Source organism: Gilliamella mensalis, assembly GCF_900103085.1.
GTDB lineage: Bacteria > Pseudomonadota > Gammaproteobacteria > Enterobacterales > Orbaceae > Gilliamella > Gilliamella mensalis.
This window is the reverse complement of record NZ_FMWR01000003.1, coordinates 39,155-54,944: the sequence shown is the minus strand read 5'-3', so window position 1 is coordinate 54,944 and position 15,790 is coordinate 39,155. Positions and strand designations below refer to the sequence as shown.

Here is a 15,790-nt window from a genome sequence, read left to right as displayed (position 1 = left end):
TCCTTGAATTAAGGATTATTTATGATTGATTTTTCCCAATCAGTGCCAGAATTGGTTGCTTGGGCAAAAAAAAATGATTTTTCGATTTCATTGCCTGTTGAACGGCTCGCTTTTTTATTAGCAATAGCAGTATTAAATAGTGAACGGTTTGATGGTGAAATGACGGAAGCTGAATTAATTGATGCCTTTCGCCATGTATCGCAAATTTTTCAACAGAGTGAAGAGACGATAACAGTTAGAGCTAACAATGCGATAAATGATCTCGTGCGCCAACGTTTTATTACTCGATTTACCAGTGAAATGACCGATGGGTTTTCTATCTATCGTTTGACACCATTGGGAATAGGTATTACTGATTATTATATTCGTCAGCGAGAGTTTTCTACCTTACGTTTATCTCTTCAGCTTTCTATTGTTGCACAAGAGCTAAAACGTGCAGCCGATGCTGCGCTTGAAGGTGGTGATGAGCTGCATTGGCATCGAAACGTTTTTGCACCTTTAAAATATTCAGTTGCTGAGATTTTTGACAGCATTGATATCACGCAACGTGTCATGGATGAGCAGCAGGCTGATGTGAAACAAAATATTTCAGCTTTATTAAGCCAAGATTGGCAAGTGGCAATTAGCAGTTGTGAAGGTTTACTCACCGAAACATCGACAACATTGCGAGAATTACAAGATACATTAGCCGCAGCAGGGGATAAGCTACAAGCTAGCCTTCTTCTGATTCAAGATGCAATATTGGATAATCCTAATCTTGATAAGATTAACAATTTAATTATGGATTTACAGGGTAAACTTGACCGGATTATTAGTTGGGGGCAAAAGGCGATAGATCTATGGATAGGTTATGATCGCCACGTTCATAAATTTATTCGTACTGCAATTGATTTAGATAAAAACCGCGTTTTTTCGCAGCGTTTACGTAAATCTATTCAAGGATATTTTGATTTGCCTTGGGCGCTCACTTTTGCAAATGCCGATCGTTTACTTGATATGCGTGATGAAGAATTGGCTTTATATGATGCAGAAGTAACAGGCGAGTTACCATCTGAACTTGAATTTGAAATGATTGAAGAGATTCAAGAACATATTATTGCACATATCGAGAAAAATTTACTGGTTTTTAAACAAGAAAATAAACCACTTGATATGGGGATTACCATTTATAACTATTTAGCTCAATTCCCACGTGAGCAGCATTTTGATATTGCAAGGTTATTCATTGATCAGGCTATTCGTCTTGGTATTGCTGAAGATGATCTATCCGGAATCCCTGCTGAATGGAAACCTATTAACGATTATGGAGCTAAGGTGCAAGCACATGTCATCAATAGATACTAATGATTTTCAAACACAACAAACCGCACATCATCTTGATGAAGTTATGGGACGCATAGCCACTAGTTCTCAAGTGACCATCGAAAAATATATGCCAGCTAAGTTGGCTCAAGCAATTGCTAATCCGATCTTTCCTGAACTCGATAGCTTACTACGTTCAGGTCGCCATATTGGTATTGATGAGCTTGATCATCATGCTTTTCTGATGGATTTCCAACTTGAGCTTGAACAATTTTATCAACGTTATAATGTTGAGCTAATCCGTGCCCCTGAAGGATTTTTTTATCTTCGTCCTCGTTCAACAACATTGATTCCACGGTCGGTATTATCTGAACTTGATATGCTTGTTGGCAAAGTACTTTGTTATTTATATTTAAGTCCGGAACGATTGGCTCATGAGGGCATTTTTACCTTACAAGAGCTATTTGATGAGCTGGTTTCGTTAGCTGATGAAAATAAATTACTTAAATTAGTCAACCAACGTTCAACAGGTTCTGACTTAGATCGTCAAAAGCTATTTGATAAAGTCAAAACAGCTTTAAATCGCTTGCGTCGTTTAGGCATGATTTTCTTTATCATTGGTAATGATAGCAATCGCTTTCGTATCAATGAAGCTATCTTTCGCTTTGGGGCAGATGTGCGTAGTAGCGATGATGCGCAAGAAGCGCAGTTGCGCTTAATCAGAGATGGTGAAGCAATTAAAATTGAATCATCGCTGACTTTTAATGATAACAGCGAAGAACAAGAAGACGTTAATGAGGAGACAGAATAAACATGATTGGACACGGTAAATTTCACTCATTAACGCTAATTAACTGGAATGGTTTTTTTGCGCGAACTTTTGAGCTAGACCAATTAGTCACAACGCTATCGGGTGGTAATGGGGCTGGTAAATCAACCACGATGGCGGCTTTTGTAACCGCATTAATTCCCGACTTAACCTTATTACACTTTAGAAATACAACTGAAGCAGGGGCGACATCGGGTTCACGTGATAAAGGTTTGCATGGTAAGTTAAAACCGGGTGTTTGTTATTCAATGCTGGATGTGATTAATTCTCGTAACCAACGCATTATTTGTGGTGTCCGCTTACAACAAGTTGCCGGTCGGGATAAAAAAGTCGATATCAAACCATTTCTACTGCAAGGTTTACCTATTGGTATAAGTCCAACAGAATTGGTAACAGAACGACTCAATGACAAACAGGCTCGCATTTTATCGTTACCAGAACTAAAAGATAAAGTCGAATCGATGGAAGGAATTATTTTCAAACAATTTAATTCTATTACTGATTATCATTCGGTTATGTTTGATTTTGGTATTTTACCAAAACGTTTACGCTCTCCATCAGATAGAAGTAAATATTATCGTCTGATCGAGGCCTCACTTTATGGTGGTATTTCAAGCGCCATTACACGTTCACTGCGTGATTATTTATTACCTGAAAATGGTGGTGTGCGTAAAGCTTTTCAAGATATGGAAGCGGCACTTCGTGAAAATAGAATGACATTAGAAGCGATTCGAGTTACACAATCCGATCGTGATTTATTCAAACATCTAATTACCGAATCAACCAATTATGTCGCGGCTGATTATATGCGCCATGCTAACGAGCGCCGAGTTCATATAGAATCTGTGCTTGGCTTGCGTCGCGATATGTTTAAAACGCAAGATCTGCTTATTAGCAATCAATACCGCCAAGTTGAAATGGCGAAAGAACTTAAAGAATATCAAGAAGCGCAAAGCGATTTAGAAACCGACTTACAGGCCGCTAATGATCACTTCAACTTAGCGCAAACAGCGCTACGCCAACAAGAAAAAATTGACCGTTATCAAGCTGATTTAGATGATTTAAGCTTAAAGCTTGAAGAACAAAACGAAGTGGTACTTGAAGCGAATGAACAGTACCAAGTTTACCGTGATCAGGTCAACGAAACAGAGCAAGAAGTCGATGAAATCAAAACACAGTTAGCGGATTATCAGCAAGCACTGGATGTTCAACAAACACGAGCAATTCAATACCAACAGGCTTTACAGGCATTAAAAAATGCGCAGTCATTATGTCAGCTACCAAAACTAGGTATTAGCAATATCGAAGATCACTTTGCCGCGTTTGATGAAAAGCAAAAAGAGATAACCGAACAAGTTCTTGAACTTGAACAAAAATTAAGTGTATCTGATGCCGCAATTAATCAATTTGATCGAGCTTATCAATTGGTGGTTAAATTGGTTGGTGATGTAACTCGTAGTGATTCTTTTGTAGCTGCTAAAGAAGCATTAAGGCAGTGGCCATCACAATGTTACCAAGCCGAACACGCCGAGCATCTACAGCTACAACTTGATGAACTCGAACAACGATTTTTTGAACAAAAAGAAGCTGAATCGTTATTAATTCAATTTTGTAAGCGTATTAATCGCCCAGTTAACTACGATGAACTCGATGATTTAAAAGCAGAACTAGAGGTACAGTTAGACGAGAATGCTGAACGGGCTAACGAGTCTAGCGAAAAACGTATCGAATTTAGACAAGAGCTTGAACAAATTCAATCGAAAATTGCTGACTATCGCCAAAAAGCACCATTATGGTTAAAAGCACAAGATGCTTTAATAGCTTTGCAAGAACAAACCAGTGAAAGGTTTAATAACAGCCAAGATGTTACCCAACATATGCAAAAGCTGCTTGAGAAAGAGCGATTATTAGTTGCTGAACGAGATCAAATTAGCTTTAGACGCAATCAATTAGATGTTCAAATTGAGCAACTTAATCAACCTAGTGGTGTTGATGATGGTCGTTTATCTGTGTTGTCTGAACGCTTCAACGGTGTATTACTCTCTGAAATTTATGAAGATGTAACCATTGATGATGCGCCTTACTTTTCAGCGCTCTATGGTCCAGCAAGGCAAGCCATTGTTGTACCCGATTTATCATTAGTTAAACAGCAATTAGAAAGCCTTACTACAAGTGATGAAGATTATCCAGAAGATATCTACTTTATCGAAGGTGATCCTTCATCATTTGATGATAGCGTTTTTGACTGTGAGGAGATGAATAAATCTGTACTGGTCAAAACAGGTGAGCGTCAATGGCGATTCTCAAGTTTTCCAAGTGTGCCACTATTTGGTCGTGCGGCGCGTGAAGTTCACCTTGAAAAACTATCAGCCGAACGTGATGAATTACATGAACGTTATGCAACAATTTCATTTGATCTACAAAAGTTACAACGCATTGAGCAAAATGTGGGACAATTTATAGGTCAATATCTTGCTGTTGCTTTTGATATCGATCCTGAAGCGGAAGCACAAAAATTAGCGACAAGACGCACCGAAATTGAACGTCAATTATCATCTCAAGAAAGCCTTGATCAGCAGAACCAACAACAAGTTATTAATTGCAAAGAGCAATTAGCTACCGTTAATAAGCTTGTTGCTCAGATGCACTTGCTTGCAGATGAAGATTTAGCGGATCGGGTTGATGAATTACGTGAACAATTAGCTGAAGCGCAAGAATCTGTGCAATATGTTAACCGTAATTGTAATACCGTTTCAGAACTTGAACCGATTGTGGCTGTATTACAAAGTGATCCTGAACAAAATGAATCGCTTCGTGAACATTACAACACGGTTAAAGCTCAGCAACAAACGATTCGCCAACAAGTCTTTGCGTTAACTGAAGTGATGCAACGCCGAGCTCACTTTAGTTATGAAGATTCGGCGGGTATGTTGAGTGAAAATAGTGATTTAAATGAAAAATTACGGTCTCGATTAGAAGTAGTTGAAGCGCAAAGAACCGATGCTCGTAGCCAGATGCAACAGTATCAAGACAAATACAATCAATATAACCAAACGCTTGCTTCGCTTAAAAGTGCATTTGAAACTAAGCGCGATATGTTGCATGAGCTACAAAAAGAGATTGAACAAATTGGCGTAAAAGCAGATGCGATCACAGAAGAACGAGCACGAGTGCGTCGTGATGAAATTCATCAAAAATTAAATAGTAATCGCCAACATTGTACATCGCTTGAAAAGCAACTGATTATGTGCGAAAGCGAAATGACTCAGATGCAAAAACGCTTAACTCAAACACTGCGCGATTATAAACAACTCCGCGAACAGGTAGTACAAGCCAAAGCGGGTTGGTGTTTAGTCTTAAGGCTTGTTAAAGAAAATAGTGTTGAACGGCGTTTACATCGTCGCGAACTTGCCTATTTAAGTGCTGATGAATTGCGCTCAATGTCAGATAAAGCATTAGGTTCATTACGTTTGGCAGTTAATGACAATGAACATCTACGCGATGTGCTAAGATTATCAGAAGATCCAAAACGGCCTGAACGTAAAATTCAATTTTATATTGCAGTTTACGCACATTTACGCGAGCGAATTCGCCAAGATATTGTTAAAACTGATGATCCAATTGAAGCGATTGAACAGATGGAAATTGAATTGTCACGCTTAACAGAAGAACTTACCTCACGTGAACAGCAGTTGGCAATTAGCTCGAAGAGTGTATCTAATATTATTCGTAAAACCATACAGCGCGAACAAAATCGTATTCGTATGCTTAACCAAGGATTACAAGCAGTGGCATTTGGTCAAGTTAATGGCGTGCGTTTAAATGTCAATGTTCGCGAAGCTCATTCAACTCTTTTAGCCGCACTTGCCGATGAGCAAAATGAACATCAAGATCTATTTAGTAATAATCGTATTACTTTCTCAGAAGCCTTGGCTAAACTCTATCAACGTTTAAATCCACATATTGATATGGGACAACGAACTGCGCAAAATATTGGTGAAGAACTGTTAGATTATCGAAATTATCTTGAAATGGATGTTGAAGTAAATCGTGGTGCCGATGGATGGTTACGTGCTGAAAGCGGTGCATTATCGACGGGTGAGGCAATTGGTACAGGTATGTCAATTTTACTTATGGTGATTCAAAGTTGGGAAGAAGAATCCAAGCGACTTCGTAATAAAGATATTTTACCGTGTCGTCTACTATTCTTAGATGAAGCAGCTCGACTAGACGCCAAATCAATTGCAACACTATTTGAACTTTGTGAACGGCTAGAAATGCAATTAATCATTGCTGCTCCAGAAAACATCAGTCCTGAAAAAGGAACAACCTATAAACTAGTACGTAAAGTTATTAATAACCAAGAACATGTGCATGTAGTTGGTTTGAAAGGCTTTGCTTAATTCGTGCTTTGCCGACATTGTCGGCAAAACTTTACAGTTTTTGTGAAAAAGTTTCAGGTAACTATACGTTTCAGTATAAAAATATAATTGCAGATTCAGTTTATAAGTATTAATTGTGTTTGGATAACTAAAGGTGTGATCGTTTTTTTGTTCAGTATTTTCAGTAAGCGCTTGATGTATGATAAACCATATCCAAATCTATATAAAAACCGCCAATTGAGGCGGTTTATCAAATTACGCATATATACCGTTATACAATTAATACTTCAATAGTATATTACTTTTTGGCTATTTTATTTAAGGCTAATGGCAAAAATTCATCTAATTGGCTTTCCACTTTAGTATAGGCTTCCAGTGGTTTTTTATATGGGTCAGAAAGATCTTCCTTTTTGCCTGTTGAAAATTCAGCTAATGTAAATACTTTACCTTTAGCGTCAGGATATTCACTTAAAATCGTATCCTTATGTTTTTGCGTCATGGTCAGCAAATATTCTGATTTATCGATATCTTCTTTCGTTAATTGTGTTGCTTTGTGTGATGAAATATCAATGCCTCTTAACTTTAAGACAGTAATAGTTCCATCTTCGGGTGCAACTTCTTTGGGATCGACATTGACACCTCTGGATTGAACGATAATATTAAAATTGTGTTTTTTTATGTAATCACTAGCGATAGCTTCTGCCATTGGGCTTCTTCCTGTATTACCAGTACAAACAAAAGTGACAAGATGCTCTAGTGAAAAACAAGATGCGCTAAAAAACACAAATAAACCAGCTAAATATTTTTTTAAAGTGTACATTCTATTTCCTGACTATTTACATGTTGAAATTATCTTTACGAAAATTCTATACTAACTAATACTAACTGCAAGTTTATTATCATCTTTTAACTAAATTTGATTTAAATTACAGAACATTCTTATATCTAACCAATAAAATCTACTCGTATTTTTGTGAATACCGCTTTAAGCTAAAAATGTGTTAATAGTAGAGTATTTTGAACCGTAATAATTTTAGGTATATACATTGTATTTGTATACCTAACCATATAATTAAAAACTTTGGTTGTAAATGTACCTTACTGATACTTAATGGGCAATAAAATAGACTTTAAGGCTTGTTATTACTGGGTTTGGTGTGCTTTGTTGGGTTTAAAAGAATGTTACTGATTATTGATTTGGTGCCGTGGGCGGGACTTGAACCCGCACGCTCTTAGAGCACTACCCCCTCAAGATAGCGTGTCTACCAATTTCACCACCACGGCGCCGTTTTTATTCAGGAATATCCGATGTTGGATTTTGCTGTACAGGTTGAACAACTGGAGCTGTTGAAGTTTCTGCATTACCTTCGTTTAGCTGTTTTGTTGCTGGTACGGTATCTTCAATGTTTTCGAATTCATTAGAGAAACTCGTATGTCGGTTACCACCCAAATTTGATAGTAAAATGCTTATTACAAAAAACAAAATACCTAATAAAGTAGTAGCACGGGTTAAAAAATTCCCACTACCTGAAGAGCCAAATAAAGTCGCTGATGCGCCGGCACCAAAAGATGAGCCCATATCAGCACCTTTACCTCGTTGTATTAAAACTAATGCAACTATTACAATCGCAATAATTAGATAGCTTATAATTAAAAATTCGTACATTTCAACCTGTCAACTTTATATGTTATATAACAGAATCTATTGATGCGGAATATTAGCGAAAGACAGACCAACAAGCAAGTAAAATTTCATAAATTGTTGGTCTGTTTTGAAAAATATTTTTTAATCAATCAAAGATTGTTAATTTTTAAACTAAAACAAGCGCCATGATTATTGACTATATTAATTTCTTTTAGTTTAAATAAAGTAATTATTCTTTACATACAGCGTGTAACTTATGATCTTTTCCCCATACTTGAATTTGCCCTATCCAAGCATCAATAGCATATCGGTTAGAACGTCCAGGGTATTGATGTGTTAGTGGAAACTTATCAGATGAAAAAAACCACTGTTCTCCTTTGAACCAATTGGACTTAGGGTAATTTGGGAAAGTTGTCATTCCCCATTCACTTAATACCCCTTGGTTGATTGTTCGTGTAAACAAGTCCCAAGTTAGCGGCATTTTGGTCCATGAAGCTAGAGCATTAGGTGAGTTTGACATTTCTGCTCGAGTTGGTATGTTCGCTTCTCCACGACATACTTGTGTTGCTTGTTCATATGTGTACGCTCCATCTTTTGGAACAACCCACGTTTTGGTTGGATTGAATGTGTAACTATGTATTATGCTGTTATCCGGTTTAAATTTTGCTGATACCGTTACTGTACCATTAGGTTTATTATTGAGATAAACCATGCCATTATCATCTACTGTCACACTACCTGCAGGTGTTGCATTCACAGAATAGTCCCAATCTGTTTGGGCTCCAGTCATAATTAATTGAAACTGAGCGCCTGAAAATCCTGTTGTTGGGAACTTTGGATTGGCAGATGCATAAAATCCATTGATAGGGTCAAAAACATTACGATCATAACCACCACCACAGATACGATCTCGATCTTCAGTGCCAGATGTATTCCAACCTTTATACCCTCGGTTAGTATCAATTAAAGAACTTTCAATATCAGTATAACCTACAAGCAGACAATCTGTTTTACCATTTTTTTCAAAACGATAAGGGCTTCCCCAAGTTTGATTATTGTTGACTATCATTTGATTTGGCTTAGCAAAACAGATCTCTGAATCAGTATTAATTTCATAAGTTTTGGCTAAAGTATATAATTTGCTATCTTTCGGAACGCCATATTCAGAATGGACTTGTACATCTGAAAGGGTAATTTCTAACGTAAGTGGCATGTGAAATCCACTGCCACAACCTATGGCTTTTCCGTACTGAGATTTTGTGATTTCTTGTCCTGCATTATCCAACCATTTAAAGCTGGTTTCCCCAATAGAAAAAGTCCCATTATCGGAAATTTTACGGGGGTCTCCATCCTTATCTGAGTAATTATCAGGTGAAAAATGAAGATTATCAATTGTTGCTGTTTCGACTATAAAGTCATTAAGTGTAAGATTTTTATCGAATGATTTAGGAAGATTGTTTGATTCAGCATTATAAACTGTATCTCTAATTTTAAAGCCTAAATTATTTTCAGTAGAATTTTGGATAAAAATCGGTGCATTTCCTTTAATTTCTTTTGCTGTTATTGCTGATAGTGTAGCTGTAGTGGGGAATGAAAGAGGAAAAATAATATAAAAACAGAGTAATGGAAAATTTTTTTGAACTATATTTGGGGATAGTTTATAAGCTTTTTTGCTGTTTTTTTGTTTTATCATAATATGTTATTCCTATAAATCCTATAAATCATAATGCTTAAGTTATTACACTAATTTTTTGTTTTATTTTATTATTTTATTATTTTAAATTGTTGTCATTGACACAAAATATAAAGCTACAGTGTAGTATATTTTATAATCTAATTAGAAACTCTTTTTTGTAAAGTTTTTTAAATGTAAAGGTATAAAGGGTGCAGTTGTAATCAGTGGTACGTTTCTATCTAAAAAAACAGTATAATGTCGCCATTTTTACTATGGCACATTGTATTTATGAAATTTATTGTTAAGCTCTTTCCCGAAATTACCATTAAAAGTGATTCTGTCCGATTGCGTTTTATTAAAATATTAACCAGTAATATTCGTAATATTTTAAAGCATCATATTGAAGATGTAGCGGTTATTCGTCATTGGGACTTTATTGAAGTTCGTCCAAAAATTGAAAATAGTGAAACTCAGATACTTGAGTTATTAACTCGGATACCTGGTATTCATCATATTCTAGCCGTTGATGAAATCACTTTTGTTGATATGCATGATATTTTTGAAAAAGCATTGGAATACTATGCTCCATTAATTGAAAACAAAACATTTTGTGTACGGGTTAAACGTCGTGGTAAACATGAATTTACTTCAATAGAGGTTGAACGTTATGTTGGTGGTGGGCTTAATCAAAATGTCTCTTCAGCTAAGGTTAAATTAACCCATCCAGAAATTACAGTTAATCTTGAAATTGACAAAGACAAGTTACTACTGGTAAAAGGTCGACATGCCGGCATCGGCGGCTTTCCTACAGGTACGCAAGAAGATGTTCTTTCACTTATATCAGGTGGCTTTGACTCAGGAGTATCAAGTTATATGCTAATGCGACGTGGAAGCCGTGTGCATTATTGTTTCTTTAATCTTGGTGGAAAAACTCACGAGATTGGTGTTAAACAGATGGCCCACTATTTATGGGAGCGTTTTGGAAGTTCACATAAAGTTCGTTTTATTGCTATTGATTTTTCAGATGTTGTTGGTGAGATTCTTGAAAAGATTGACGATGGGCAAATGGGAGTTATTCTAAAACGGATGATGATTCGAGCTGCATCAAAAATTGCGCAACGCTATAAAGTAGAAGCGCTTGTTACTGGCGAAGCATTAGGTCAAGTATCGAGTCAAACATTGACTAACTTACGTTTAATTGATAATGCTAGTGATACCTTAATTTTACGTCCTCTTATCACGCATGACAAAGAAACGATTATCAATCTTGCACGTCAAATTGGAACGGAAGATATAGCTAAAACAATGCCCGAATTTTGTGGAGTGATATCTAAAAAACCAACGGTTAAAGCCGTAAAAGAAAAAATTGAGGCGGAAGAATTAAATTTCGATTTTACAATTTTAGATAAAGCTGTTGCCGAAGCCGAAAACATTGATATTCGTGAGATTGCTAAACAAGCTGACACAAAGATAACTCAAGTTGAAACAGTCACAACACTTAGTGCAGATTATGTGGTTATTGATATTCGTTCTCCAGAAGAGCAAGAGGATAATCCACTTGTATTGAGCGGTATTGAAATCAAGCTTATTCCATTTTATAAACTAGCAACCCAATTTGGAACGTTAGATCAATCCAAGCAGTATTTGCTATATTGTCAACGAGGCGTAATGAGCAAGTTACAAGCACTTTATTTAATTGATCAAGGATTTAATAACGTAAAGATATTTAATGTATAAAAATTGACAATAATTGGCTGTGTTATCAACGTTTTTTGTGTATATAATGAATTTATGAATATAGAAATAAATATCAAGAATGAATTATATGAAAAGGAAATTAATGAGCAGCAAATTACTTATAGTTGATGATGATCCAGAGATTACATTATTATTACGAGAACTACTCGAATTAGAAGGCTATCAAGTTGAAATAGCGAATAATGGTATTCAGGCTTTAAAGAAGTTTGACAGTACCATAGATCTTATTTTACTTGATATTATGATGCCTGAAATGAATGGCCTTAGTGTATTATCTCAGCTTAGAGTTAAATTTACGGTACCTGTTATTTTTTTAACTGCTAAAGATACTGATTCTGACAAAGTTATTGGGCTTGAACTGGGCGCTGATGACTACATTCTAAAACCATTTAATGATAGAGAGCTTATTGCTCGAATTAATGCACTTTTACGTAGAACTCGTTGGGATACCTCAGAAAATGATGCTACTGATAAACAGGATCAATATACTATTGATAAGCTGAGTGTCAATCGAAAACAGCAGTCTGTTTTTTTTGATAACAAGTACATTGAATTAACCGGTACGGAGTTTCAAGTGTTGCTTAAACTACTCGAACATGGAGGTAAAATAATTACACGCGATATTTTAAGCGAGTCTGTTTTAGGTAAAGAGTTTATTCCACTTGCTCGCTCAATTGATGTTCATGTATCTAATTTACGAAAAAAGCTCCCGCCTAGGAGTGATGGTTTACCTTGGATTAAAACATTACGTTCTAAAGGTTATCTATTTGTAGTTGATCAAAATGACGATTTATTACAAGGAGAGGATAACATTGAAATGAAGATCAGATAATATGTGGTTTTTTGATAGGCTAACCATAAGAATTTTCACTATATTTTTGCTGACTATAGTTTTTTTCCTAATGCTAATTATGGTTTTACCAAGTCTTGATTCTCGAAATTTGACTTATTTAGCAAACAAAGATAAAGAAGCCGGTAATATGCTTGCTCAACAGATTGAAAATGAGCTTGTTAATGTACCTAAAGATAGTTTTAGGTGGTGGATGCGTTTTATTGTTGTAATGGATAGCTATCAAAAACCAGGGCAATCTTTATTTATTGTTACACCTAATGAGCAAATTATTACTGCTGAAACTAAAAATATTGACTTAGTAAAAAACTTTAGTGAAAAATCGCATCATGTTGATGATCCGGCAAAGAAGATTTATGGTTCTCAAGAAATTATAGGACCTTTTTTAGTTCATTATGCCAGTACAGAATATAAATTGTATATCTTACAACAAGCAACAGATATTCAATCTCAATTTGTTAACTTTATATTCGATCATCCTTTTTTATTATTAACTTTGACCATGCTGGCAAGTTCTCCTTTTTTACTTTGGCTATCTTGGAGTATTGCAAAACCAGCACGAGGATTAAAACAAGCGGCAGATCAGGTTGCAAAAGGTAATTTACAAGAGTGGCCAGAGCTTGAAAAAATAGGATCGTCTGAATATAAAGCCACAGGTGCTAGTTTTAACCATATGCTGCGGGAGCTTAAACGGATGCAACAGGTACAGCAGCGTCTGTTTTCAGATATTTCTCATGAATTACGTACTCCTTTGACACGTTTGCAACTTGCTACTTCTTTATTACGTCGAAAACAAGGTGAAAGTAGTGAAGTTATACGTATCAATGATGAAGCATTAAAGCTAGATTCTATGATTGGTAATTTGTTGTCATTGGCAAGGATGCAATATGACAATAAAGAAATCCGTGAGTTTAATAAAATTAATCTTTTATTTAAACAGGTGTTTGATAATGCAACTTTTGAAGCAGAACAAATAGGCAAAAAGTTTATTGTAACCAATCTTCCAACCAACCATTTCATTTTATGCTATCCCATCGCTTTATGCAGTGCACTTGAAAATGTTATACGTAATGCATTTCGTTATTCGAATAATCAGATCGTTGTCAATTTTATTACACAGCAGCAAAAAGTAATAATAACAATAGATGATGATGGTATCGGTGTTGCTGAAAGTGAACTCGAACAAATTTTTAGGCCATTTTATCGTATTGGTGACGCTCGAGATCGCCAATCAGGTGGAACGGGATTAGGACTTGCTATTGTAGCTAATGCTATCAAACGTGATCACGGTACGGTTAAAGCTGAAAAAAGTTATCTAGGAGGGCTTAGAATTGTGATAGTATTGCCAATTCATCAATATAAATAATGAAAGAGAAAAGTTGTGTCAAATGCTGCATTAAACATTGTTTTATTTGAGCCAGAAATTCCAGCTAATACTGGCAATATTATTCGTCTTTGTGCTAATACTGGCTTTAACTTACATATTATAGAACCAATGGGCTTTTTCTGGGATGACAAAAAATTAAGAAGAGCGGGGCTTGATTATCAAGAATTTGTTGATGTAAAACGGTATAAAAATCTCAACCATTTTTTAGATACCAATCAAATTGACTTATTAACACAAGTATATGCCTTAACTACGAAAGGGCAAAAGCCACATAGTGAAGTCAATTACAAAAAAAATGACTTTCTAATGTTTGGACCAGAAACTCGAGGTTTACCTAGCAAAATACTTGATGTATTACCTCAAGATAAAAAAATTCGTATTCCCATGTTGGCCTCTAGCCGTAGTATGAATTTATCTAACTCTGTAGCTGTTGTGGTTTATGAATCATGGCGTCAGTTAAACTACATAGGTGCAAAATAAGATTTTTACTTTTCTTAGTTGTAGCATATTCCAACGATGGAAAAAGGCAGCCGTATTAACCTTTTGGTATTATGGATGGTGATTTTATGAGTGTTATTTATGGTATTGATTTTAATGATTATTTTTGTTTTACAAAAATACAAAATCTCATAAAAACAATAAAACCCTTTCGCTACTCACCTAAAGGTTATTTTGTTTGTCTTATTTCGTGTGAGGATGTGCTGACAATATAGTCAGGTTAGAACACCAAACGGGAATGTTTAAGAGATGATGCTTTTTAAGAAAAAATCATAGTTGTGTGTAAAAATCGAACCAAAGTGAGAGTTATTGCATACTGCATTTTTCAGCTACAATCTATTTTCTAAAAGTCGATTTAAAATATCTAACTATATAAAGTACAGTTAACTTCATATTCTTCATCCCCAGTGCGGACGTCCATGACTGGACTATCTATTGTGTTAGAGATACGAAAGAAGACTGTTCTGTCACTGTGACCTCTAACAACGTTAGCATTTACTCCAGAAGAACTTACTACAGATTTTTCCATAGCACAACATAATCTTCAGCGTAGTCTTTAATCTTTAAGCAGCAGGCAGGCTTATGGAGTTAATTAAGAATAAGTCACCAAAACAAGCAAGTCCCATAGTTAAGTAGGGACGTGGGCCGATGATGCTTAGTAGATTGCGCTTTTGCAAATTGCTAGCAACAAAACATTATAATTATTAATTTATAAATGTTGGTAATGATTAATTCAGGGCAGATCTTAGGAGACTATAGCGATTGGATTTATGACGAAATAGCAATATTAAATTTTAAATGTATTTTGTAGGCAAGAGAGGTTAAGTCAACCTCTCTTTTTTTGTGATAAAAGCTAACTTAAAAATACGCTATTTTATTTAACACGTGATACATATTCGCCTGAGCGAGTATCAACTTTAAGCACTTCGCCAATTTGTACAAATAAAGGTACACGGACTACCGCACCAGTTGATAAAGTCGCTGGTTTGCCGCCAGTTCCTGCTGTGTCACCTTTTAAACCTGGATCGGTTTCGATAACTTCAAGTTCAACAAAGTTTGGTGGTGTGACTGCAATCGGTTGACCGTTCCATAATGTTAAAATACATTCAGCTTGATCAACCAACCATTTTGCATTGTCGCCAACCGCTTTAGCGTCAGCCGAAAGTTGTTCAAATGTGTCATTATTCATAAAGTGCCAGAACTCACCATCGGTGTATAGGTAAGTTAAATTCATATCGACAACGTCAGCAGCTTCGACAGATTCGCCTGATTTGAATGTTTTATCAACAGTTTTACCTGAAAGTAGTTTTTTTATTTTTACACGATTGATGGATTGACCTTTACCCGGTTTATAAAATTCATTTTCAACAATGACACATGGTTCACCATCTTGCATTATTTTAAGACCAGCTTTAAACTCATTAGTACTATAAGATGCCATAAAAGCTCCAACTAAAATTCTGA

General features: G+C 35.7%; 11 protein-coding genes and 1 tRNA gene. 7 read left to right on the top strand and 5 right to left on the bottom strand.

What is annotated here, in order from left to right:
• The first annotated feature begins 21 nt into the window (after positions 1 to 21).
• From mukF to mukB, 3 genes are read left to right on the top strand one after another with little or no spacing between them, the layout of a single operon-like run.
• Positions 22 to 1,344 carry a chromosome partition protein MukF gene (gene mukF / locus BQ5209_RS01700; RefSeq protein WP_085246848.1) on the top strand — a complete coding sequence of 441 codons (1,323 nt, stop codon included), beginning with the start codon at positions 22 to 24 and terminating at the stop codon, positions 1,342 to 1,344.
• A gap of 43 nt (positions 1,345 to 1,387) precedes the next feature.
• Entirely contained in the window at positions 1,388 to 2,113 is a 726-nt protein-coding gene (gene mukE, locus BQ5209_RS01695) for a chromosome partition protein MukE (RefSeq protein ID WP_085246938.1), read from the top strand.
• A 2-nt stretch (positions 2,114 to 2,115) separates the two neighbouring features.
• Positions 2,116 to 6,534, top strand: a complete 4,419-nt coding sequence (gene mukB / locus BQ5209_RS01690) for a chromosome partition protein MukB (protein ID WP_085246847.1) — start codon at positions 2,116 to 2,118, stop codon at positions 6,532 to 6,534.
• Positions 6,535 to 6,811: 277 nt separating this feature from the next.
• On the opposite strand, the gene BQ5209_RS01685 is transcribed toward mukB, so the two are convergent.
• The 4 genes from BQ5209_RS01685 to BQ5209_RS01670 form a co-directional block, all read right to left on the bottom strand.
• Entirely contained in the window at positions 6,812 to 7,333 is a 522-nt protein-coding gene (locus BQ5209_RS01685; RefSeq protein WP_085246846.1) for a low molecular weight protein arginine phosphatase, read from the bottom strand.
• A gap of 378 nt (positions 7,334 to 7,711) precedes the next feature.
• Positions 7,712 to 7,797 (bottom strand) — tRNA-Leu (locus BQ5209_RS01680).
• 7 nt (positions 7,798 to 7,804) lie between these two features.
• Positions 7,805 to 8,179, bottom strand: a complete 375-nt coding sequence (secG, locus tag BQ5209_RS01675) for a preprotein translocase subunit SecG (RefSeq protein ID WP_085246845.1) — start codon at positions 8,177 to 8,179, stop codon at positions 7,805 to 7,807.
• 208 nt (positions 8,180 to 8,387) lie between these two features.
• Positions 8,388 to 9,851, bottom strand: a complete 1,464-nt coding sequence (locus tag BQ5209_RS01670; protein WP_085246844.1) for a hypothetical protein — start codon at positions 9,849 to 9,851, stop codon at positions 8,388 to 8,390.
• Between the two features lie 270 nt (positions 9,852 to 10,121).
• Here BQ5209_RS01670 and thiI point away from each other — a divergent pair, with 270 nt between their 5' ends.
• From thiI to trmL, 4 genes are all read left to right on the top strand, one after another.
• Complete coding sequence (gene thiI, locus BQ5209_RS01665) at positions 10,122 to 11,570, top strand: tRNA uracil 4-sulfurtransferase ThiI (RefSeq protein WP_085246937.1); 1,449 nt, start codon at positions 10,122 to 10,124, stop codon at positions 11,568 to 11,570.
• Positions 11,571 to 11,673: 103 nt separating this feature from the next.
• Entirely contained in the window at positions 11,674 to 12,423 is a 750-nt protein-coding gene (locus BQ5209_RS01660) for a response regulator (protein ID WP_143421824.1), read from the top strand.
• A gap of 1 nt (position 12,424) precedes the next feature.
• Positions 12,425 to 13,807, top strand: a complete 1,383-nt coding sequence (cpxA, locus tag BQ5209_RS01655) for an envelope stress sensor histidine kinase CpxA (RefSeq protein WP_085246842.1) — start codon at positions 12,425 to 12,427, stop codon at positions 13,805 to 13,807.
• A gap of 15 nt (positions 13,808 to 13,822) precedes the next feature.
• Positions 13,823 to 14,308 carry a tRNA (uridine(34)/cytosine(34)/5-carboxymethylaminomethyluridine(34)-2'-O)-methyltransferase TrmL gene (trmL, locus tag BQ5209_RS01650; RefSeq protein ID WP_085246841.1) on the top strand — a complete coding sequence of 162 codons (486 nt, stop codon included), beginning with the start codon at positions 13,823 to 13,825 and terminating at the stop codon, positions 14,306 to 14,308.
• 892 nt (positions 14,309 to 15,200) lie between these two features.
• Here trmL and efp read toward each other — a convergent pair.
• On the bottom strand, positions 15,201 to 15,767 hold the full coding sequence (gene efp / locus BQ5209_RS01645) for an elongation factor P (RefSeq protein ID WP_085246840.1): 567 nt from the start codon (positions 15,765 to 15,767) through the stop codon (positions 15,201 to 15,203).
• Positions 15,768 to 15,790 lie beyond the last annotated feature (23 nt).

What these genes read in the sequence shown, in the direction of transcription:
- mukF (WP_085246848.1), top strand. Translation starts at nt 22, where the DNA reads ATGATTGATTTTTCCCAATCAGTGCCAGAATTGGTTGCTTGGGCAAAA.
- mukE (WP_085246938.1), top strand. Translation starts at nt 1,388, where the DNA reads ATGGGACGCATAGCCACTAGTTCTCAAGTGACCATCGAAAAATATATG.
- mukB (WP_085246847.1), top strand. Translation starts at nt 2,116, where the DNA reads ATGATTGGACACGGTAAATTTCACTCATTAACGCTAATTAACTGGAAT.
- BQ5209_RS01685 (WP_085246846.1), bottom strand. Translation starts at nt 7,333, where the DNA reads ATGTACACTTTAAAAAAATATTTAGCTGGTTTATTTGTGTTTTTTAGC.
- secG (WP_085246845.1), bottom strand. Translation starts at nt 8,179, where the DNA reads ATGTACGAATTTTTAATTATAAGCTATCTAATTATTGCGATTGTAATA.
- BQ5209_RS01670 (WP_085246844.1), bottom strand. Translation starts at nt 9,851, where the DNA reads ATGATAAAACAAAAAAACAGCAAAAAAGCTTATAAACTATCCCCAAAT.
- thiI (WP_085246937.1), top strand. Translation starts at nt 10,122, where the DNA reads ATGAAATTTATTGTTAAGCTCTTTCCCGAAATTACCATTAAAAGTGAT.
- BQ5209_RS01660 (WP_143421824.1), top strand. Translation starts at nt 11,674, where the DNA reads ATGAGCAGCAAATTACTTATAGTTGATGATGATCCAGAGATTACATTA.
- cpxA (WP_085246842.1), top strand. Translation starts at nt 12,425, where the DNA reads ATGTGGTTTTTTGATAGGCTAACCATAAGAATTTTCACTATATTTTTG.
- efp (WP_085246840.1), bottom strand. Translation starts at nt 15,767, where the DNA reads ATGGCATCTTATAGTACTAATGAGTTTAAAGCTGGTCTTAAAATAATG.